The sequence below is a fragment of the Sphingomonas sp. C3-2 genome (assembly GCF_033025475.1).
Classification (GTDB): domain Bacteria; phylum Pseudomonadota; class Alphaproteobacteria; order Sphingomonadales; family Sphingomonadaceae; genus Sphingobium_A.
The window spans coordinates 1,667,491-1,690,456 of sequence record NZ_CP130322.1; the positions used below are offsets into that span (position 1 = coordinate 1,667,491).

A 22,966-nucleotide genomic window follows, 5' to 3' on the forward strand; every position below is an offset into this window, starting at 1 on the left:
TCAATAGGCGTCGAGCACGACCTCGACAAAGGCTTCGCCATAGGCCTCGAGCTTGCGCAGGCCGACGCCCGATATCCGTGCCATCTCGTCGACGCTGCGCGGGCGCGCCTCGGCAATCTCGCGCAATGTCGAATCGTGGAAGATGACATAGGGCGGGACATCGGCTTCCTGCGCCAGTTCGCGGCGCTTGGCGCGAAGCGCCTCGAACAGCGGATCGCCGATGGGGTTGGCCTCGCTATAGCGTTTGCGCCGTTCGCGGCGCGGCGGCAGGATCAGCGACACAGCCTGTTCGCCGCGGAGCACCGCGCGCGCCTCCGGCCCCAGTTCCAACCCGCCATGCTCGGTGGTGCGCAGCGCATCGCGCACCAGAAGCGCGCGCGCGACCGGCTTGATCAACGCCGCCTCATCCCGGTCGACGATGCCGAAGACCGAGAGCGCATCGTGGCCGCGCTGGCGGATCTTGTCATTGTCCTGCCCCGTGAGCACCGCCTCGATATGGCCGACGCCGAAGCTCTGCCCGGTGCGGTAGACCGCCGAGAGGAACTTGCGCGCGGTTTCGGTGGCGTCCACCCCCTTGGGCGGGGTGAGGCAATGATCGCAATTGCCGCACGTCTCCTCAGGCGTCTCGCCGAAATGGCGGAGCAGGACATGGCGGCGGCAGCCCCCGGTTTCTACGAGCGCGCCCAAGGCGCCGAGCCGCGTGCGTTCGCCCGACTGGCGCTCGGGCTCCATCTCGTCGATCCGCTGGCGCGCGCGGACGAAATCCTCCGCCCCCCAGAAAAGATGCGCGGCGGCGGGCTCCCCGTCGCGCCCCGCGCGGCCGGTTTCCTGATAATAGGCCTCGATCGACTTGGGCATCGCGGCATGCGCAACGAAGCGGACATCGGGCTTGTCGATCCCCATGCCAAAGGCGATGGTCGCGACCATCACCATATCCTCGCTCGCGACGAAATCATGCTGGTTGCGCGCGCGCTGATCGGGCGACAGCCCGGCATGATAGATGCGCACCGCGCGGCCGCTTTCAGCGAGCATCGCGGCGATCTTCTCGGTGCCGCTGCGCGTGGGCGCATAGACGATGCCCGGCCCCGGCTCGGCGGCGAGGATCGCGCTCAACTGCTGGCGCAGCCCCTGGCGCGGGGTGATGGCGTAGCGGATATTGGGCCGGTCGAACCCGGCAACGATCAGCCCGGTCTCGTCGATCCCGAGCTGGACGAGAATATCGGCGCGCGTATGCGCATCGGCGGTGGCGGTAAGCGCCAGGCGCGGGACACCGGGAAACTCATCGAGCAAGGGACGGAGCAACCGGTAATCCGGGCGGAAATCATGCCCCCATTCGGATACGCAATGCGCCTCGTCGATCGCGAACAGCGCGACCGGCGCCTGACGCAGCAGGTTGCGAAACGCCTCCCCCGAGGCGCGTTCGGGGGCGACATAGAGAATGTCGAGTTCGCCGGCGCGGAAGCGCGCGAGCGTTTCGGCGCGATTCTCATCGACCGAGGTAAGCGTCGCCGCGCGGATGCCGACCGCAGTGGCCGCGCGCAGTTGATCGTGCATCAGCGCGATGAGCGGCGAGATGACGATGCAGGTTCCGGGCAGCGCAAGCGCGGGCAGTTGATAGCAAAGCGACTTGCCCGCGCCGGTCGGCATCACGGCGAGCGTGTTCTGCCCGCCCAGAACGCGGTCCACCACCGCGCGCTGGACGCCGCGAAAGGCGGGAAAGCCGAATGTCTCTTGAAGAATTGCCTCGGGACTTGCCTGCATGGCGCCTCCCTAGCCGCTGCATCCCCCCGAAGTCGACCGCCAAGGCCGTTTTTCGGGAATCAGGCTTCTTCCATCTCCTGCTCGACCGACTGGCGCGCCCACATTTCCGCATAGAGCCCGCCCTTGCGCAGCAGGTCCGCATGCCGGCCGCGTTCGGCCACACGCCCGGCTTCGAGCACGACGATCTCGTCGGCGTCGACGATGGTAGACAAGCGGTGCGCGATCACGATGGTGGTGCGCCGCGCCGAAACGGTGCTGAGCGTCGTCTGGATCGCAGCCTCGGTGCGGCTGTCGAGCGCGCTCGTCGCTTCGTCGAGGATGAGGATCGGCGGATCCTTGAGAAGCGTGCGCGCGATCGCGACACGCTGTTTCTCGCCGCCCGAAAGCTTCAGCCCACGTTCGCCCACCCGGGTGTCATATCCATCGGGCAGTCCTTCGATGAAATGCGCGATCGCCGCGCCCTTCGCCGCCGCGCGGACATCGGCATCGCCCGCGCCCTCGCGGCCATAGGCGATGTTGTAGCCGATGGTGTCGTTGAACAGCACCGTATCCTGCGGGACGATCCCGATCTCTGCGCGGAGCGACGCCTGGGTGACATGCGCGATATCCTGACCGTCGATCAGAATCCGGCCGCCGGTGGCGTCGTAGAAGCGGAAGAGCAGGCGCGCGAGCGTTGACTTGCCCGCGCCCGAGGGGCCGACCACGGCGAGCGTGCCGCCGGGCGGAATCTCGAAACTGACCCCCTTCAATATCTGCCGTTCGGGCTCATAGCCGAAATGGACATCCTCGAAGGTGAGGCGCCCCGAGCCGACCTTCAGGGCGGACGCATCGGGGCGATCGACAACCTCGGCGGGCGTATCGACCAGCGTGAACATCGCCTCCATGTCGATGAGGCCCTGGCGGATGGTGCGATAGACCATGCCGAGCATGTCGAGCGGACGGAAAAGCTGTGCGAGCAGCGTGTTGACAAGCACCACGTCACCCGTGGTGAACTGCCCCTTGCTCCACCCCCAGACGGTATAACCCATCGCGCCGCCCATCATGAGGTTGGTGATCAGCGACTGGCCGATATTGAGCCAAGCGAGCGAATTCTCGCTCTTGATCGCGGCTTCGGCATAGGATGACACCGCCTTGCCATAGCGATCGGCCTCGCGCTTCTCCGCGTTGAAATATTTGACCGTTTCATAGTTGAGCAGCGAATCGACGGCGCGCGCCACCGCGCCGGTATCGAGCGTGTTCATCTGATCGCGCAGCTTTGCACGCCAGTCGGTGATCGCGCGGGTGAACCAGATATAGGCGGCCACCATCGCAAAGGTCGCCAGCACCAGCCCCGATCCGAACTTCACCTGGAAGATCACCGCGACGGCCACCAGCTCGATCACCGTGGGCGCAATGTTGAAGAGCAGGAAATAGAGCATCACGTCGATGCTCTTCGTCCCCCGCTCGATCACCTTGGTGACAGCACCGGTACGGCGTTCGAGGTGGAAGCGCAGCGACAGCTGGTGAAGATGCGCGAAGACATGCGCCGAAAGACGGCGCGTGGCATCCTGCCCTACCCGCTCGAACACCGCGTTGCGCAGATTGTCGAACAACACACCACCGAAGCGCGCGCCCGCATAGGCCAGGATCAGCGCGATCGCGAGCGTGGCGGCGGGCTCCATCCCCGGCACCATCCGGTCGATCGCGCCCTTATAGGCAAAGGGCATGACGAGCGTGGTCGCCTTGGCGACGAGCACGAGCAGCAGCGCGCCGACGACGCGTGCCTTGAGTCCCGTCTCCCCCTGGGGCCAGAGATAGGGCAGAAACCGGCGGAGCGGTTCGAAGCTGGCGGTCGCGGTCGTGTTTTCGGTGATCGGTGGCATGGCTACCCATCTAGGCGCGCACGGACGCAACGCCAACTGCCACGCGGCGCAATTCGCCAGCGGCCAGCGCCTGGCATCGATGCAAAGGATGAAGGGGAGTGAACCGGCAGCGGTGAATGTGGGGATGCCGCCGCCGGCTCAGGGAACAGCATCGGATCGCTGCTGACCATATATTGCCCTGTGGGGAGGGGGCTTTGCACTATGGTCGCGCAATCCGAAGCATGGCGACGTCGCTTGCCGGCGCGCGGGCTCAGGGTCGTGACCAGAAACGGCCCTTCGCCATTATTGCGCGCCTTGGGCGACACCGGATCAACCCGCTTTCGCGTCGTGATCAACGCTGTTTTCGCATCGAGTCATCTGTTGCGGGAGTTTCAGACCGTGTCTTGTCGTTACGCCGCCCGAAAATGGAGGCTTTGCAGCGATGCAAAGCCGGGGCGCGGACGGGCGCATGCGGACGAAGTAACAATGTTAAATACGTGATTTGCCTAGACTTATGGCCAAATCCGATCTGCCTTTTGGCTTTTGCACGGTCGCTGCGAAATTTTCATTCGAAAGAAAGACTTTGCGGTGATAAGCCCGCCCCATGTAACGCCCGTTGAACGGAAGTGTCACCGTTACATCGGATATGGGGTCGCAGCCAGACGATGGGAATTTACACAGACACGGCTGATGTCACCCCCGAAGGCGCGGGGCATGACCGCGTGCTCCAGGAACTGGAATCGATCTTCGCGTCGTCCGAATTCGAACGCGCGCCCGTCATGCGCCGCCTGCTCGGTTTCCTCGTCCGCACCACGCTGGCGGGACGCGGCGACGAATTGAAAGCCTATAGCGTTGCGGTCGACGGCCTTGGCCGCGCCCCCGATTTCGATGCGCAGTCTGACAGCTATCCGCGCGTTCAGGTGGGGCGGCTGCGCAAGATGCTGGAAAGCTATTACCTGCATCATGCCCCGCAGGACGATATTCGCTTCACCATCCGCCCCGGCAGCTACCGTGTGCATTTTGTGTCGGCAGCCGGCCCCGCATTTTCCGAGCTGCCCCCCACCCCCCTCGAAGGGGAACAGGCCAGCCCGCCAATTGCGCCGACGCCCGACGCCAGCATCGACGAGGAGAATGCGCCCAGCCCACAAACAACCGAGAGCCGGCGCGCGCGCATGCCGTTCCTTTTCGTCCTCGGTACGCTGACGCTTGCTCTTATTCTGTGCGCGGCCGCGCTATGGCATTGGGGCTGGATCGGCGAACAACAGGCCAATTCGACCCCGCTGATCGAGATCGAACCGATCCGCATCGCGGGCAGCCGCGACGCGGCGGTACTGGCCAAGCGCACCGAAGCCTTTCTGGGGGTGGCGCTGCAACGCTCGTGGATCGTGCGGATCGTCGACCACCGGGTTGACGAGCAAGGACTGTCCGAACCCGATTACCGGTTGATCGGCCAGGTCAATGCCGGACCCGGCTATGCGGGGCGGCGTCTGTTTCTCACTTTATGGGATGCGCGGACGGGGGCGCAAATCTGGTCGGACATCATAAGCCTGCCCGATGACGACAGCACGATAACAACTGCCCTACGCCGCCCGATTGCCGACCTGATCGGGCCATTCGGCGTGATCGCGTCCGACCAGCGCGTCAAACTGGGGGGGCGCACGGATACAGCCTATGGCTGCCTGCTCGATTACGGTCGCTATGTACGCGAACGTGACCCGCAATACCGCGAGCCGGTGCGCGCGTGCGTCAAGGCCTCACTGGACCGCGAACCCGACAATGCGACGCTGCTGGCGGCGGCATCCTTCCTTGAATTCGATTATTCGATCAGCGGCGGCACCCCCGCGGCGCATGCCCGCGGTGCCGAGTTCGCCCGCCGCGCTGTGGCTGCCGATCCGCAGAGCGCCCAGGCGCTGCTGGCGGATGCCCGCGCCGCGATGGTTGCCGGACAATGCGTCCGTGGGCGCGAAATCGCGCACCGCGTGGCGGAACTGAACCCCTATAGCGGCGATAATCTGGGGCTGCTCGGCTTCCTGCTCTATCAGTGCGGCAACGATGAGGAGGCGCAGGCGATGCTGCGCACCGCCCGCACGCTCGATAACGAACTGCCCACTTTCTATTTCGTCGCCGAAGTGCTGGCGCTTGCTGAAAAGGGGCAGAGCGACGCTGCGGCTGAACTCGCCCAAAGCATCCGCCAACCCGGGCGCGGCATGGCTGCGCAATATGATGTCGTGCGCACTATCGCGAGCGCTGCCAAGGGCGATATCAAGGAAGCCAGAATATATTGGGCCGCGCTGATGCGCAAAAGCGCGATGCCGGCGGGACGCGAGGATACCGCGCTGCGCCCCTATTTCTTCGGCCAGGGGCTGCGCACGCGGATCATCGCCTATCTGCAAAAGACGGGCGTGATCACGACGCCCGCCTGATCTGGGCTTATTTCAGGAGCCCGATCTCGCGCAGCCGCTGCAAAAGATAGGCATTGGCAGTGATCGGATCGGGATAAAGGTTCGGCCGCGCCGCATCGATGCAGCCGGGAAGCGTGCTGATTTCGAAATCGGGGCGCAGGTGCAGGAAATAGGGCATCGAATAGCGCGAATGGCCGCGCCGTTCGACCGGCGGGTTGACCACGCGGTGCGTGGTCGACGGCAGCACATGGTTTGTCAGCCGCTGCAGCATATCGCCAACATTGACCACCAGCGCGCCTTCGGGCGGCGCAACCGGCAACCACTGCCCATCGCGGTCGAGCAGCTGCAACCCAGCCTCTTCGGCGCCAAGCAGCAATGTGATCAGGTTGATATCCTCATGCGCCCCCGCGCGCACGCCCGGCGCATCGGCGGAGATCGGCGGATAGTGCAGCAGGCGCAACACGCTGTTGCCGTCGCACACGGGATCGACGAACCAGTCGGACGCCAGCCCGAGATAACGCGCAATCGCCGCCAAAAGGCGTGCGCCGACGCGGTCGAACTCTGCAAACAATGTCGTGAACGTGGCCTGGAACCCAGCAGGCTGTTCGGGCCACAAATTGGCGGGCATGTCGGCGCGGTACGGATGGCCTTCGGGCAGGTCGCGACCGATATGCCAGAACTCCTTCAGATCATGTTCGGCCGCATCCTTGGCAATTTCGATTCCGAAGGGCGTGTACCCCCGTGCGCCGCCGCTGCCCGCAAGCACGAACTGCTTCTTGTAATCGAGGGGTTGATCGAAAAATGCCTTGGTCTGATCCCAGCAGCGATCGATCAGCGCCGGATCGATGCCGTGATCGGCAATGACGGCAAAACCGAAACGCGCAAAGGATTCGCCAAAGGCTTGGGCGAAACCGCTCGGATCGTCCTCTTCCTGTGCAAGCGACAGCGCCGGAACGGCATCAAGGGTGGTAAGCGACATAAAACGACTCTGCGTTGAAAGATATGATTACGCCTCTTAGCGACGCGCACCATCGTGCAACAGGGTCGTCGACATATGAAATATCGACGCCGTTCCGGCATTCATTCAAATTTTTGCCAAAAAGCGGTGAATTTTACCAGATAGTGGAAGATAATATCGGGTGAATTTTGAAACCCGCTGGTCGGAATCGCCGTTTTGCAGTGTTTTTCAAAATTGGCACGCTTTCTGCAATTCCCCTGCCATCCCACCCAAGCTCGGGTGGATCGCACAGGGAGTTATCAAAATGGCCGCCAATCTTTCCAGCCTCAACCGCGCAATCGCATCGGTTTTCGGCGCACTGCTTCTCGCATCGGTTTTCGTCGGCAGCGCCGTCGCACCGGCCGAAGTCTCGATCGAACGCATCGCGAGCTGACCACAACGCCCACCCACCAACTGACCAAAGGACCATCAACAATGTCTGCCCCCTATGCTCTCGACAAGGCAAATGGCCGGATCATGGGCGTATGCGCCGGCCTGGCCCGTTCGAGCGGAGTCGATGTGACGATCATCCGGATCGCAACCGTCCTCCTGACCCTCTTCGCGCTTGGCCCGGTCATGGTGCTGCTCTATCTGCTCACCGGCTGGATCGCGAACAAGGGCTGATCGCCGCCTATGGCCCCCAGGGCACCTCTTGATTGCGGCGGGTTGCGGGATAGACTGCTTTCCCCGCCCCCCCGCATCAAGGACCGCACCATGCCCTACCGGACCCTCCGTATTGCCGCCATGGCGCTTTCCGCCTTCATCGCGCTGCCCGCCAACGCGGCGCTCCCCGTTGGCGCAAAGGCCCCGGAAATCCGAACCCAGGCCTCGCTTGCCGGCAAGCCCTTCGCATTCAGCCTTGCCGAGGCGCTGAAAAAGGGCCCGGTCGTCCTCTATTTCTACCCCGCCGCCTTTACCAAGGGCTGCACAATCGAGGCGCATGAATTCGCAGAGGCGAGCGACTCGTTTCGCGCGCTGGGTGCAACGGTGATCGGCATTTCGGCAGACACTATCGAAACGCTCAACCGGTTCTCACGCGAGGCCTGCCGCGACAAATTCGCCGTCGCCAGCGCCAGCCCCGCGACGATCAAGGCCTATGACGTGGCATTCCCGCTGAAACCAAATCTCTCGGACCGCACATCCTATGTGATCGCCCCGAACGGCAAGATCCTGTACGTCCACTCCGAACTCAGCCCTCAAAATCACGTCCGCAACACGCTGGGTGCCGTGCGCAGCTGGCGCGCGAAGAATCCGCGCTAAGCACAGCCGATTTCAGAAGCGACTCGCCGGAATCGCACCAGTTATGGTGATTTAACTATTACCGCTTGTTAACGAAGCGGTGTTTTCCGCACGCCTCCGCAAGACAGGCGACGTGTCCATACCACCGCCGTAAAATTTTCAAAAAAAGCACGGATAACTGCGGTTTCTAGCGCAAGTGGCCGGCGCCACCTGTCGCCCGGCCGTGCCGCTTAACTTTAATTTATCCTAATTAACCCTAAAATTTGGTGACTTCTCAGAGTTAAGATTTTATTAAACCTCCCATGGGGCACGGTTAGTGGGTCGATCGCGCCTCCGATAGCGAAAGCAGAGTGGCTGTGTCGGGATGCGCAGTTGTTCTGGTCTGCGGTTGGGGCATTTGATCGCGCTCGGAAGCCATAAGGCGAAAAGAGCGCAAGACCCGATGGATATCGCGCCTGTCAGGCGCGTGTCTCGCAGTACCGGCAACCAACCCGACAACCAGGGACTTGTGGGAGTCGGGAAATGGATTTTGAACGTAACGCCGGGCTGGAGCTCGACAATCAGGCAACCGTGCAGGATGGGACCCGCCTTCCCTCGCCGGGCACGGCCAACGCCGCTGCCAGCGCTGCGGCGCTCGCCGCCGGAACCGGCGCGATCCGCGTGAACGCAGGCGCCGATGGCGTCGTCACCCTCCCCGATGGTACCCAGCTCGATCAGATCCAGGTCTCCGGACGCGATCTTGTCGTCACCCTGCCCGACGGCAGCCAGGTGATCGTCGTCGACGGCGCGGTCTTCGTGCCCCAGATCGTCATCGGCACCGTCGAAATTCCGCCGCTCAACCTTGCAGCCCTGCTCATCGGCAACGAACCCCAGCCCGCAGCCGGCGCACCGCAGAGCTCGGGCGGCAACTTTGTCGAAACCGTCGGCAATATCGGCGACCCCTTCGATCTCGGCGATCTGCTGCCGCCGACCGAACTCGCCTTCCCCGAATATGAAGACCGCGAGATCATTCCCGCGGTTGAACGGCGCAACACGCTGCCCGAAATCTCGATCATCACGCCGGATTCGCCCGCTGGCAGCGCCAACGCCTCGAACACCGTGAATGAAGCCGGCCTGCCCGCACGCGGCGGCGAAAGCGCCGGTTCGGACGCGGCCTCCAACAGCGAGACGAGCAGCGGCACGATCACCTATGCGACGCCCGATGGCCTGGACAGCATCACGATCAACGGCACCGCGATCACCACGGTCGGTCAGACGATCACGACTACGCAGGGCACGCTCACCATCACCGGCATCGCCGATGGTCGCATCACCTACGAATATACGCTGGCAGACAATATGCTGACCTCGGCTCCCGCCGACGTCTTCACGGTGGTCGTCACCGATACCGATGGCGATAGCTCCACCGGCACGCTGACGATCAACGTCATCGACGATGCGCCCATCGCGCGCGACGACAGCGATACGATCCCCAGCGGCGAATATGGCCCGGAAACCGGCAATGTCATCACCGGTGCCGGCACGACCAGCGGCACCACCGGTGCCGACACGCCTGGCGCCGATGGTGCAACCGTCACCGCGATCAGCAACGGCACGACCTCGGTTGCCGCCGGCACCGAGATCGCCGGCACATATGGCGTACTCACGCTCAACACCGATGGCAGCTATAGCTATGTCCGCAATCCCGGCACGCCCGGCGGCTTAACCGACAGCTTCACCTACACGCTGACCGATGGCGACGGCGACACCGCGACCGCCGATCTTGTCATCTCGATCGCTAATAGCGGCATCACCGTCTCGATTCCGCGCGGCGACACCACCGTCGTTGGTGAAGCCGGCCTGCCCGCCCGTCCGGGTGAGAGCGAGGGCTCGGTTGCAGCCGGCAATGCGGAAACCACCACCGGCAAGATCGAACTGAACATCGCCGATGGCCTTGCATCGGTCACCATCAACGGCACCGTCGTCACCACGGGTTCGGTGATCTCGACCGCCAAGGGCGATCTCACGATCACTGAAATCTCGGGTGCCGAGATCAAGTACAGCTACACGCTGACCGACAACACCAGCGGCGACGCCACCGAGGACAGATTCGCCGTTGTCATCACCGATCTTGACGGTGACACTGCCGCCGGCGATCTCGTCATCGATATCATCGACGACGTCCCCACCGCGCGCGACGACAGCGCCACCGCCGCCGAAGACCAGCCCGTCATCATCGACGTGCTCGCCAACGACACGCGCGGCGCCGACAGCGTCGACCTCGCGACCAGCGTCACCCTGGGCACCGGCCCCACCAAGGGCAGCGTCGTCTACAATAACGACGGCACCTTCACCTACACGCCCAACGCCGGCGAAGAAGGCACCGACAGCTTCACCTACACGATCGTCGACGGCGACGGTGATCCGTCGACCGCGACCGTGACGATCACGCTCGCGCCCGACTCGAAGCCCGAGATCAGCCTTGCAGGCGGCAGCCCGGTCGACGAAGCCGGCCTGCCCGCACGCGGCAGCGAAAGCGAAGGCTCGGACGAGCCCTCGAACAGCGAGACGACCACCGGCACCATCTCGGTCGCCACCGGCAATGACAGCATCAAGACGCTCGTCATCAACGGCACCGACGTCACCAATGGCGGCACCGTCACCGGCGACCATGGCACGCTCATCGTCACCCGCTCGGGCAACAGCTACAGCTACAGCTACACGCTGACCGACAACACCAGCGGCGACGCCACCGAGGACAGCTTCACCGTCACCGTCACCGACAGCGACGACAGCACCGACAGCGCCGATATCGTCATCGACATCATCGACGACGTCCCCACCGCGCGCGACGACAGCGCGACCGCCGCCGAAGACCAGCCCGTCATCATCGACGTGCTCGCCAACGACACGCGCGGCGCCGACAGCGTCAACCTCGCGACCAGCGTCACCCTGGGCGAAGGCCCCACCAAGGGCAGCGTCGTCTACAATAACGACGGCACCTTCACCTACACGCCCAACGCCGGCGAAGAAGGCACCGACAGCTTCACCTACACGATCGTCGACGGCGACGGCGATCCGTCGACCGCGACCGTGACGATCACGCTCGCGCCCGACTCGAAGCCCGAGATCAGCCTTGCAGGCGGCAGCCCGGTCGACGAAGCCGGCCTGCCCGCACGCGGCAGCGAAAGCGAAGGCTCGGACGAGCCCTCGAACAGCGAGACGACCACCGGCACCATCTCGGTCGCCACCGGCAATGACAGCATCAAGACGCTCGTCATCAACGGCACCGACGTCACCAATGGCGGCACCGTCGCCGGCGACCATGGCACGCTCATCGTCACCCGCACCGGCAACAGCTACAGCTACAGCTACACGCTGACCGACAACACCAGCGGCGACGCCACCGAGGACAGCTTCACCGTCACCGTCACCGACAGCGACGACAGCACCGACAGCGCCGATCTCGTCATCGACATCATCGACGACGTGCCGACCGCGCGCGACGACAGCGCCACCGCCGCCGAAGACCAGCCCGTCATCATCGACGTGCTCGCCAACGACACGCGCGGCGCCGACAGCGTCGACCTCGCGACCAGCGTCACCCTGGGCACCGGCCCCACCAAGGGCAGCGTCGTCTACAATAACGACGGCACCTTCACCTACACGCCCAACGCCGGCGAAGAAGGCACCGACAGCTTCACCTACACGATCGTCGACGGCGACGGTGATCCGTCGACCGCGACCGTGACGATCACGCTCGCGCCCGACTCGAAGCCCGAGATCAGCCTTGCAGGCGGCAGCCCGGTCGACGAAGCCGGCCTGCCCGCACGCGGCAGCGAAAGCGAAGGCTCGGACGAGCCCTCGAACAGCGAGACGACCACCGGCACCATCTCGGTCGCCACCGGCAATGACAGCATCAAGACGCTCGTCATCAACGGCACCGACGTCACCAATGGCGGCACCGTCGCCGGCGACCATGGCACGCTCATCGTCACCCGCACCGGCAACAGCTACAGCTACAGCTACACGCTGACCGACAACACCAGCGGCGACGCCACCGAGGACAGCTTCACCGTCACCGTCACCGACAGCGACGACAGCACCGACAGCGCCGATATCGTCATCGACATCATCGACGACGTCCCCACCGCGCGCGACGACAGCGCGACCGCCGCCGAAGACCAGCCCGTCATCATCGACGTGCTCGCCAACGACACGCGCGGCGCCGACAGCGTCAACCTCGCGACCAGCGTCACCCTGGGCGAAGGCCCCACCAAGGGCAGCGTCGTCTACAATAACGACGGCACCTTCACCTACACGCCCAACGCCGGCGAAGAAGGCACCGACAGCTTCACCTACACGATCGTCGACGGCGACGGCGATCCGTCGACCGCGACCGTGACGATCACGCTCGCGCCCGACTCGAAGCCCGAGATCAGCCTTGCAGGCGGCAGCCCGGTCGACGAAGCCGGCCTGCCCGCACGCGGCAGCGAAAGCGAAGGCTCGGACGAGCCCTCGAACAGCGAGACGACCACCGGCACCATCTCGGTCGCCACCGGCAATGACAGCATCAAGACGCTCGTCATCAACGGCACCGACGTCACCAATGGCGGCACCGTCGCCGGCGACCATGGCACGCTCATCGTCACCCGCACCGGCAACAGCTACAGCTACAGCTACACGCTGACCGACAACACCAGCGGCGACGCCACCGAGGACAGCTTCACCGTCACCGTCACCGACAGCGACGACAGCACCGACAGCGCCGATCTCGTCATCGACATCATCGACGACGTGCCGACCGCGCGCGACGACAGCGCCACCGCCGCCGAAGACCAGCCCGTCATCATCGACGTGCTCGCCAACGACACGCGCGGCGCCGACAGCGTCAACCTCGCGACCAGCGTCACCCTGGGCACCGGCCCCACCAAGGGCAGCGTCGTCTACAATAACGACGGCACCTTCACCTACACGCCCAACGCCGGCGAAGAAGGCACCGACAGCTTCACCTACACGATCGTCGACGGCGACGGTGATCCGTCGACCGCGACCGTGACGATCACGCTCGCGCCCGACTCGAAGCCCGAGATCAGCCTTGCAGGCGGCAGCCCGGTCGACGAAGCCGGCCTGCCCGCACGCGGCAGCGAAAGCGAAGGCTCGGACGAGCCCTCGAACAGCGAGACGACCACCGGCACCATCTCGGTCGCCACCGGCAATGACAGCATCAAGACGCTCGTCATCAACGGCACCGACGTCACCAATGGCGGCACCGTCGCCGGCGACCATGGCACGCTCATCGTCACCCGCACCGGCAACAGCTACAGCTACAGCTACACGCTGACCGACAACACCAGCGGCGACGCCACCGAGGACAGCTTCACCGTCACCGTCACCGACAGCGACGACAGCACCGACAGCGCCGATCTCGTCATCGACATCATCGACGACGTCCCCACCGCGCGCGACGACAGCGCCACCGCCGCCGAAGACCAGCCCGTCATCATCGACGTGCTCGCCAACGACACGCGCGGCGCCGACAGCGTCGACCTCGCGACCAGCGTCACCCTGGGCACCGGCCCCACCAAGGGCAGCGTCGTCTACAATAACGACGGCACCTTCACCTACACGCCCAAGGCCGGCGAAGAAGGCACCGACAGCTTCACCTACACGATCGTCGACGGCGACGGTGATCCGTCGACCGCGACCGTGACGATCACGCTCGCGCCCGACTCGAAGCCCGAGATCAGCCTTGCAGGCGGCAGCCCGGTCGACGAAGCCGGCCTGCCCGCACGCGGCAGCGAAAGCGAAGGCTCGGACGAGCCCTCGAACAGCGAGACGACCACCGGCACCATCTCGGTCGCCACCGGCAATGACAGCATCAAGACGCTCGTCATCAACGGCACCGACGTCACCAATGGCGGCACCGTCGCCGGCGACCATGGCACGCTCATCGTCACCCGCACCGGCAACAGCTACAGCTACAGCTACACGCTGACCGACAACACCAGCGGCGACGCCACCGAGGACAGCTTCACCGTCACCGTCACCGACAGCGACGACAGCACCGACAGCGCCGATCTCGTCATCGACATCATCGACGACGTGCCGACCGCGCGCGACGACAGCGCCACCGCCGCCGAAGACCAGCCCGTCATCATCGACGTGCTCGCCAACGACACGCGCGGCGCCGACAGCGTCGACCTCGCGACCAGCGTCACCCTGGGCACCGGCCCCACCAAGGGCAGCGTCGTCTACAATAACGACGGCACCTTCACCTACACGCCCAACGCCGGCGAAGAAGGCACCGACAGCTTCACCTACACGATCGTCGACGGCGACGGTGATCCGTCGACCGCGACCGTGACGATCACGCTCGCGCCCGACTCGAAGCCCGAGATCAGCCTTGCAGGCGGCAGCCCGGTCGACGAAGCCGGCCTGCCCGCACGCGGCAGCGAAAGCGAAGGCTCGGACGAGCCCTCGAACAGCGAGACGACCACCGGCACCATCTCGGTCGCCACCGGCAATGACAGCATCAAGACGCTCGTCATCAACGGCACCGACGTCACCAATGGCGGCACCGTCACCGGCGACCATGGCACGCTCATCGTCACCCGCACCGGCAACAGCTACAGCTACAGCTACACGCTGACCGACAACACCAGCGGCGACGCCACCGAGGACAGCTTCACCGTCACCGTCACCGACAGCGACGACAGCACCGACAGCGCCGATATCGTCATCGACATCATCGACGACGTCCCCACCGCGCGCGACGACAGCGCGACCGCCGCCGAAGACCAGCCCGTCATCATCGACGTGCTCGCCAACGACACGCGCGGCGCCGACAGCGTCAACCTCGCGACCAGCGTCACCCTGGGCGAAGGCCCCACCAAGGGCAGCGTCGTCTACAATAACGACGGCACCTTCACCTACACGCCCAACGCCGGCGAAGAAGGCACCGACAGCTTCACCTACACGATCGTCGACGGCGACGGCGATCCGTCGACCGCGACCGTGACGATCACGCTCGCGCCCGACTCGAAGCCCGAGATCAGCCTTGCAGGCGGCAGCCCGGTCGACGAAGCCGGCCTGCCCGCACGCGGCAGCGAAAGCGAAGGCTCGGACGAGCCCTCGAACAGCGAGACGACCACCGGCACCATCTCGGTCGCCACCGGCAATGACAGCATCAAGACGCTCGTCATCAACGGCACCGACGTCACCAATGGCGGCACCGTCGCCGGCGACCATGGCACGCTCATCGTCACCCGCACCGGCAACAGCTACAGCTACAGCTACACGCTGACCGACAACACCAGCGGCGACGCCACCGAGGACAGCTTCACCGTCACCGTCACCGACAGCGACGACAGCACCGACAGCGCCGATCTCGTCATCGACATCATCGACGACGTGCCGACCGCGCGCGACGACAGCGCCACCGCCGCCGAAGACCAGCCCGTCATCATCGACGTGCTCGCCAACGACACGCGCGGCGCCGACAGCGTCGACCTCGCGACCAGCGTCACCCTGGGCACCGGCCCCACCAAGGGCAGCGTCGTCTACAATAACGACGGCACCTTCACCTACACGCCCAACGCCGGCGAAGAAGGCACCGACAGCTTCACCTACACGATCGTCGACGGCGACGGTGATCCGTCGACCGCGACCGTGACGATCACGCTCGCGCCCGACTCGAAGCCCGAGATCAGCCTTGCAGGCGGCAGCCCGGTCGACGAAGCCGGCCTGCCCGCACGCGGCAGCGAAAGCGAAGGCTCGGACGAGCCCTCGAACAGCGAGACGACCACCGGCACCATCTCGGTCGCCACCGGCAATGACAGCATCAAGACGCTCGTCATCAACGGCACCGACGTCACCAATGGCGGCACCGTCGCCGGCGACCATGGCACGCTCATCGTCACCCGCACCGGCAACAGCTACAGCTACAGCTACACGCTGACCGACAACACCAGCGGCGACGCCACCGAGGACAGCTTCACCGTCACCGTCACCGACAGCGACGACAGCACCGACAGCGCCGATCTCGTCATCGACATCATCGACGACGTCCCCACCGCGCGCGACGACAGCGCGACCGCCGCCGAAGACCAGCCCGTCATCATCGACGTGCTCGCCAACGACACGCGCGGCGCCGACAGCGTCAACCTCGCGACCAGCGTCACCCTGGGCGAAGGCCCCACCAAGGGCAGCGTCGTCTACAATAACGACGGCACCTTCACCTACACGCCCAAGGCCGGCGAAGAAGGCACCGACAGCTTCACCTACACGATCGTCGACGGCGACGGCGATCCGTCGACCGCGACCGTGACGATCACGCTCGCGCCCGACTCGAAGCCCGAGATCAGCCTTGCAGGCGGCAGCCCGGTCGACGAAGCCGGCCTGCCCGCACGCGGCAGCGAAAGCGAAGGCTCGGACGAGCCCTCGAACAGCGAGACGACCACCGGCACCATCTCGGTCGCCACCGGCAATGACAGCATCAAGACGCTCGTCATCAACGGCACCGACGTCACCAATGGCGGCACCGTCGCCGGCGACCATGGCACGCTCATCGTCACCCGCACCGGCAACAGCTACAGCTACAGCTACACGCTGACCGACAACACCAGCGGCGACGCCACCGAGGACAGCTTCACCGTCACCGTCACCGACAGCGACGACAGCACCGACAGCGCCGATCTCGTCATCGACATCATCGACGACGTGCCGACCGCGCGCGACGACAGCGCCACCGCCGCCGAAGACCAGCCCGTCATCATCGACGTGCTCGCCAACGACACGCGCGGCGCCGACAGCGTCAACCTCGCGACCAGCGTCACCCTGGGCGAAGGCCCCACCAAGGGCAGCGTCGTCTACAATAACGACGGCACCTTCACCTACACGCCCAAGGCCGGCGAAGAAGGCACCGACAGCTTCACCTACACGATCGTCGACGGCGACGGCGATCCGTCGACCGCGACCGTGACGATCACGCTCGCGCCCGACTCGAAGCCCGAGATCAGCCTTGCAGGCGGCAGCCCGGTCGACGAAGCCGGCCTGCCCGCACGCGGCAGCGAAAGCGAAGGCTCGGACGAGCCCTCGAACAGCGAGACGACCACCGGCACCATCTCGGTCGCCACCGGCAATGACAGCATCAAGACGCTCGTCATCAACGGCACCGACGTCACCAATGGCGGCACCGTCACCGGCGACCATGGCACGCTCATCGTCACCCGCTCGGGCAACAGCTACAGCTACAGCTACACGCTGACCGACAACACCAGCGGCGACGCCACCGAGGACAGCTTCACCGTCACCGTCACCGACAGCGACGACAGCACCGACAGCGCCGATCTCGTCATCGACATCATCGACGACGTGCCGACCGCGCGCGACGACAGCGCCACCGCCGCCGAAGACCAGCCCGTCATCATCGACGTGCTCGCCAACGACACGCGCGGCGCCGACAGCGTCAACCTCGCGACCAGCGTCACCCTGGGCGAAGGCCCCACCAAGGGCAGCGTCGTCTACAATAACGACGGCACCTTCACCTACACGCCCAAGGCCGGCGAAGAAGGCACCGACAGCTTCACCTACACGATCGTCGACGGCGACGGCGATCCGTCGACCGCGACCGTGACGATCACGCTCGCGCCCGACTCGAAGCCCGAGATCAGCCTTGCAGGCGGCAGCCCGGTCGACGAAGCCGGCCTGCCCGCACGCGGCAGCGAAAGCGAAGGCTCGGACGAGCCCTCGAACAGCGAGACGACCACCGGCACCATCTCGGTCGCCACCGGCAATGACAGCATCAAGACGCTCGTCATCAACGGCACCGACGTCACCAATGGCGGCACCGTCGCCGGCGACCATGGCACGCTCATCGTCACCCGCTCGGGCAACAGCTACAGCTACAGCTACACGCTGACCGACAACACCAGCGGCGACGCCACCGAGGACAGCTTCACCGTCACCGTCACCGACAGCGACGACAGCACCGACAGCGCCGATCTCGTCATCGACATCATCGACGACGTCCCCACCGCGCGCGACGATGCGGCGGTCACGGTGGCCGAAGATGCCGCTGGCACGGTCGGCGGCAATGTCCTGACCAACGACACCCGGGGCGCCGACGGCGCGGTCGTCACCAAGGTCACCATCGGGGGGGCCGACCATGTCGTCGCCGCCACCGGTACGACCACGGTCACCACCGCCAACGGCACCTACACCTTCAAGGCCGATGGCAGCTGGACCTTCGATCCCAACGCCAACCTCAACCACAATAGCGGCAATATCGACGCCTCGTTCACCTACACCATCACCGATGGGGACAACGACGTCGCAACCGCCAAGCAGCCGATCACGATCACCGATGGCGAAGGTCCGAAGACCAGCCCCGAAGGCCGCACGATCACGCTGACGCTCGACGACCAGAACCTCGCCGATGGCTCGACCCCGGCGGGTGCGGACACCGCCTCGGGTTCGATCGTCTTCACCCCCGGTTCGGACACGATCAGCACGATCGCCTTTGACACCGATCTCTCAAGCCTTGGCGGCGGTCTCACCTGGACCCGCGTCTCCGCCACGCAGATCGTCGGCAAGGACGGTGCCAACACCGTCGTCACGCTCGACCTCGTGCGCAGCGGCAACTCGGCCAACGTCACCGCGACGCTCAACGACAATTATGCCCACCACGCCGGCGCTGGCGATGACCTCGCCAATCTCGGCTCGGTCGGCGTCGTTGCCACCGACATTGACGGCGACACCGCAACCGGCACCGTCAACCTCGGCGTCTCCGACGACGTCCCCACCGCACGCGACGACACCGATACGGTGAATGAAGGCGCCACCGAGACGGGTAACGTCCTGACGGGCGCGGGCACGACGAGCGGTGCTGCAGGTGCGGATACGCCGGGTGCAGACGGCTATCACGCCAACGGTGCGGTCGCGGGTGTTGCGAGCATCAACGTGCCCGCAAACAGCGATACGACCGCCGACGGATCGGGCAACTATGTCCTGTCGGGTCAGTATGGCGTGCTGACGCTCAATAAGGACGGGAGCTACAGCTACAAGGCCAATGCCAACGCGGTCACCAGCAACTCTGTCGACAAATTCACCTACACGATCCGTGACGGTGACGGTGATACAACGACCGCGACGCTGACGATCAACGTCAACAATGTGACGCTGACCGCCGACAACCAGACCAAGACAGTGTATGAAGCCGCGCTCGACACGAGCAAGGATGGCAACGATCTTGCCGCAGGGACGGTCACGGGCAGCAATCCGACGCTGACCACCGAGACGGTGACGGGGCAGCTCGCCGCCAATGGCGCTGTCGGTTACACGCCGCAGACGGTGACGGGCAATTATGGCCTGTTCAAGCTCAACGCCGACGGCAGCTACACCTATACGCTGACCAAGCCCTATGACACTTCGCCTGATGCGAATAACGGCAACAACACCGAACAGGCGAAGGAGACCTTCACCTACACCGCGACCGACGCGAGCGGGAACACCGTAACGGGCACGATCAAGATCGACATCGTCGACGATAAGCCCGACGCCATCAACGATACGGCCGACCTTCAAGTCGTGGTCGACGATCTGAACGTCGGATCAATCGTGGCCAAGTGGACCAACGTCTCCATGACGTCTGGCAGCACGACGAATTTTGACCGCGACGGTGATGGCCAGACGGATGAAATCCGCTGGGGAAGCAGCAATGTATCTTCTTCCTCAGGCTACGGCTTCGTCGATAATCAGGCGCTGACCAACGCACCGGTCCTGACCAACCAGACCTTCTATCTGGGCACGTTCACGCACTTCAACCAGCCGGTCAGCGGCGGCACGCTGGCGAGCACCACGCTCTCGGTGACGTTCATGGCGACGATCAACGGCGAGGAAGTCGAGGTTGGACCGATCCTGATCAACTTCACGCATACCGAGACGTCGAACACCTCCGATCCGGAGGCGAGCCGCGACATCATCAGCATCGCCACCAGCACCGCGACGGTGAATATCGCCGGGCAAAACTACACGCTCGATATTCGCGGCTTCGTCGACGAAAATAACAATATCGTCTCTACCGTCCGGACGTATGAAGAGCAGAGCAACAGCTATCAGTTGGCCGTGCGTTTCGTGTCGTCGGAATCGAACAATGTCACCAAGACGGGCGATGTCCTGCAGAACGATGTGCGCGGTGCCGATGGCGCTCTGTTGACGGCGGTGACGGGCTTCAATTCGAATGACAATATCGCCGATGGTTCCAACAATTTCGAAGTGCTTGGACGCTACGGCAAGCTCGTCATCAACAAGAACGGCAGCTACACCTACACGCTGACCACCGACGGCGCTGCGGTGCCCGCCGGTGCGCAGGAGACGTTCAGCTACACGATCACCGACGGCGACGGCGACACCGATACCGCCAACCTGGTAATCAACATCAGCAAGGTCGACGGCGGCGACAATTTCGCCACCGGGGACCGCGTTCTGACCAACCAGAGCGGTGCCGGTGCGATCGTCATTCCCGAAGCGGCGCTGCTGTACAATGATCATCCCGGCACGACGGTTGGGGGAATCACGCCCAACACCACCGGCGGGGACAATGCAACGCGCGCGGGCGGCAATGTCACCTTTACCGATGGCGGCACCAACGGCGGCTCGTTCACCTATACGGGCACCAATGGCGGCAATACCGAGCCGACCCATGTGAATGTCGATCGAAGCGCTGCGGGCAGCTCGACGATCAACGGCACTGATTTCAGCGAAATCCTGATCGGTCGCGACGGTTCGGCGGACACGCTCAACGGCAATGGCGGCAAGGATTATATCCTCGGCAAGGGCGGCAACGACACGCTCAACGGTGGGGATGGCGATGACTATCTCGACGGCGGCGACGGGACCGATACGCTGAACGGAGGGACGGGCAACGACATCCTGCTCGGCGGTGCGGGCAACGACACGCTTGTCGGCGGGACCGGAGCGGATCAGCTGACCGGCGGTGCGGGCAACGACACATTCCGATTTGCTGCCGGGGACACGCTGCTAACGATCGGCGGCAGCGGTAACGCTGGCACGATCAACGGCTATGACCGGATCACGGACTTCGCCAGCGGTAGCGACACGCTCGACCTTGTCGGATCGCCCTTCACACCCTCGAACACGTCGGGATCAACTGGCACGAATGGCACCGATTCTTCGTTGACCATTGATGGTGCGGTGGTGAGCCGACATTCGATCACCAACGGGGTCATCACTTTCCGCAATAGTAGCGGAACCGCACTCACCATCGACTCGCTGAGCGATGTCGCCGCAGCAGTGGACTATCTGCGCGCCAATGATTTCGGCAGCAGCGAGGTCACCCTGGCGTTCAAGGCAACGCTTAACGGCACCACCAGCACGTTCGTCTATCAGCAGGTGAACAGCAACAACAACGGCAGCCGGTTCAACGACAATATCCTCGTCGAGCTTCAAAACACCGATATTTCGAACCTGTCGACGTTGATCGATTCGACGGTCACGCCGGTGGTGCTCGACCTTGATGGTGATGGTGTCGAATTCGTCGATCGTTCGGCGGGGGCGGCCTTCGACTATGACGGCGACGGGGTTCGCGAGAACACCGGCTGGGCCGGGCGCGGCGACGGAATTCTGGCGTTTGACAGCAACGGGAATGGCCGTGTCGACAATGCCTCGGAGTTCGTCTTTGGCGGTAATGGTCTGACCGACCTTCAGGGTCTGGCAGCCAATTACGACAGCAACGGCGATGGCATGCTCGACGTCAATGATGCGGACTTTGCAAAGTTCGGCGTGTGGCAGGACGCGAACGGCAACGGCGTGGCCGAAGCCGGCGAGTTCAAGTCGCTCACCGATATGGGCATCGCCAGCATCAACCTGGTTTCGGACGGCAAGGCCTATACCGCGGCCAATGGCGACGTGCTCGTCCACGGCGAAACGGTGTTCACCCGGATCGACGGGACGACCGGTGTTGCCGCCGACGCCAGCTTCGCCACCGGCGGCACTGTTCGTTCGGCAGAAGACAACCGTATGTCGACCGTACCGATGGGGGCGATGCTGGCCGCGAGCCTGATCGCCGCGCCGCTGGCCGCACAGCCCAGCGACGACCAGCAGGCGGACAGCCAGACCATGGTGGTCGCTGACAATGCGACGACCATGGTCGCCGCCAGCGCACCCGCACCGCAGACGGACAATGCTCCGGCCGCAGCAGCGATGGTTTCCGAACCTGCCAAGCCGAGCGACGCGCCACGTGCCGAGGATACGCATCTGGGTACCGATGCCGATCCTGTCGGCAGCGATGCCGGGATCGATGACGGGGCGGTTGCCGCGCACAGCGATGTGTCGGCACCCGCCGCGGCCGACGCCGAGCCGGTCCAGGCGCCGGTTCAGGCCCAGGCACTGTTCGTCGACATGGCCGCGATGCCGGAAATCCCGGCGGATGCCGCCAGCGTTGCACCCCAGCCGGGTGCGGACGGCGACAAGGCCCCCGCAGATCTGGGTGCGGTGATCGCCGACGCGCTGGATGGCGGTGCGGCAGGAACCCAGCCGAGCATCGATGCTCTGCTCGATGCGATCGCCGGTCCCGCCGATCATGGCGCCGGTCTGCTTGCAAGCAGCGGCGGCCACGACCTGCTGGCAGCGATCACCACGCATTTCGCGGCCATGCACGGCCCCGACCTTGCAATGGTGACGCACGACACAGTGCTTGCGGTCAATCACGGGTAAATGAAGATGAT

Annotated in this window: 8 protein-coding genes; 5 read left to right on the forward strand and 3 right to left on the reverse strand. The window is 64.6% G+C overall.

Annotated elements, in window-relative coordinates; genetic code table 11:
• Together recQ and QYC26_RS08160 are read right to left on the reverse strand one after the other, a co-directional pair.
• On the reverse strand, nucleotides 1–1,761 hold the full coding sequence (gene recQ / locus QYC26_RS08155; protein WP_317514883.1) for a DNA helicase RecQ: 1,761 nt from the start codon (nucleotides 1,759–1,761) through the stop codon (nucleotides 1–3).
• A gap of 59 nt (nucleotides 1,762–1,820) precedes the next feature.
• Nucleotides 1,821–3,623, reverse strand: a complete 1,803-nt coding sequence (locus QYC26_RS08160) for an ABC transporter ATP-binding protein/permease (RefSeq protein WP_317514884.1) — start codon at nucleotides 3,621–3,623, stop codon at nucleotides 1,821–1,823.
• A 644-nt stretch (nucleotides 3,624–4,267) separates the two neighbouring features.
• On the opposite strand from QYC26_RS08160, the gene QYC26_RS08165 reads away from it, so the two are divergent.
• Nucleotides 4,268–6,025, forward strand: a complete 1,758-nt coding sequence (locus QYC26_RS08165) for a hypothetical protein (protein ID WP_317514885.1) — start codon at nucleotides 4,268–4,270, stop codon at nucleotides 6,023–6,025.
• 7 nt (nucleotides 6,026–6,032) lie between these two features.
• Here QYC26_RS08165 and QYC26_RS08170 read toward each other — a convergent pair whose 3' ends face one another.
• Nucleotides 6,033–6,983: an isopenicillin N synthase family dioxygenase gene (locus tag QYC26_RS08170; protein ID WP_317514886.1), complete on the reverse strand. Its 951-nt coding sequence runs from the start codon at nucleotides 6,981–6,983 to the stop codon at nucleotides 6,033–6,035.
• 283 nt (nucleotides 6,984–7,266) lie between these two features.
• Between QYC26_RS08170 and QYC26_RS08175 the strand changes: the two genes are divergently transcribed.
• The 4 genes from QYC26_RS08175 to QYC26_RS08190 all read left to right on the forward strand — a co-directional run bounded on the left by QYC26_RS08175 (nucleotide 7,267) and on the right by QYC26_RS08190 (nucleotide 22,955).
• Nucleotides 7,267–7,395: a hypothetical protein gene (locus tag QYC26_RS08175; protein WP_317514887.1), complete on the forward strand. Its 129-nt coding sequence runs from the start codon at nucleotides 7,267–7,269 to the stop codon at nucleotides 7,393–7,395.
• A gap of 41 nt (nucleotides 7,396–7,436) precedes the next feature.
• Nucleotides 7,437–7,625 carry a PspC domain-containing protein gene (locus QYC26_RS08180; RefSeq protein WP_317514888.1) on the forward strand — a complete coding sequence of 63 codons (189 nt, stop codon included), beginning with the start codon at nucleotides 7,437–7,439 and terminating at the stop codon, nucleotides 7,623–7,625.
• A 90-nt stretch (nucleotides 7,626–7,715) separates the two neighbouring features.
• Entirely contained in the window at nucleotides 7,716–8,261 is a 546-nt protein-coding gene (locus tag QYC26_RS08185; RefSeq protein WP_317514889.1) for a peroxiredoxin, read from the forward strand.
• Nucleotides 8,262–8,762: 501 nt separating this feature from the next.
• Complete coding sequence (locus QYC26_RS08190; protein WP_317514890.1) at nucleotides 8,763–22,955, forward strand: Ig-like domain-containing protein; 14,193 nt, start codon at nucleotides 8,763–8,765, stop codon at nucleotides 22,953–22,955.
• Nucleotides 22,956–22,966 lie beyond the last annotated feature (11 nt).

Excerpts from the sequence above, each read along its gene's own strand:
- recQ (WP_317514883.1), bottom strand. The coding sequence starts at position 1,761 with ATGCAGGCAAGTCCCGAGGCAATTCTTCAAGAGACATTCGGCTTTCCC.
- QYC26_RS08160 (WP_317514884.1), bottom strand. The coding sequence starts at position 3,623 with ATGCCACCGATCACCGAAAACACGACCGCGACCGCCAGCTTCGAACCG.
- QYC26_RS08165 (WP_317514885.1), top strand. The coding sequence starts at position 4,268 with ATGGGAATTTACACAGACACGGCTGATGTCACCCCCGAAGGCGCGGGG.
- QYC26_RS08170 (WP_317514886.1), bottom strand. The coding sequence starts at position 6,983 with ATGTCGCTTACCACCCTTGATGCCGTTCCGGCGCTGTCGCTTGCACAG.
- QYC26_RS08175 (WP_317514887.1), top strand. The coding sequence starts at position 7,267 with ATGGCCGCCAATCTTTCCAGCCTCAACCGCGCAATCGCATCGGTTTTC.
- QYC26_RS08180 (WP_317514888.1), top strand. The coding sequence starts at position 7,437 with ATGTCTGCCCCCTATGCTCTCGACAAGGCAAATGGCCGGATCATGGGC.
- QYC26_RS08185 (WP_317514889.1), top strand. The coding sequence starts at position 7,716 with ATGCCCTACCGGACCCTCCGTATTGCCGCCATGGCGCTTTCCGCCTTC.
- QYC26_RS08190 (WP_317514890.1), top strand. The coding sequence starts at position 8,763 with ATGGATTTTGAACGTAACGCCGGGCTGGAGCTCGACAATCAGGCAACC.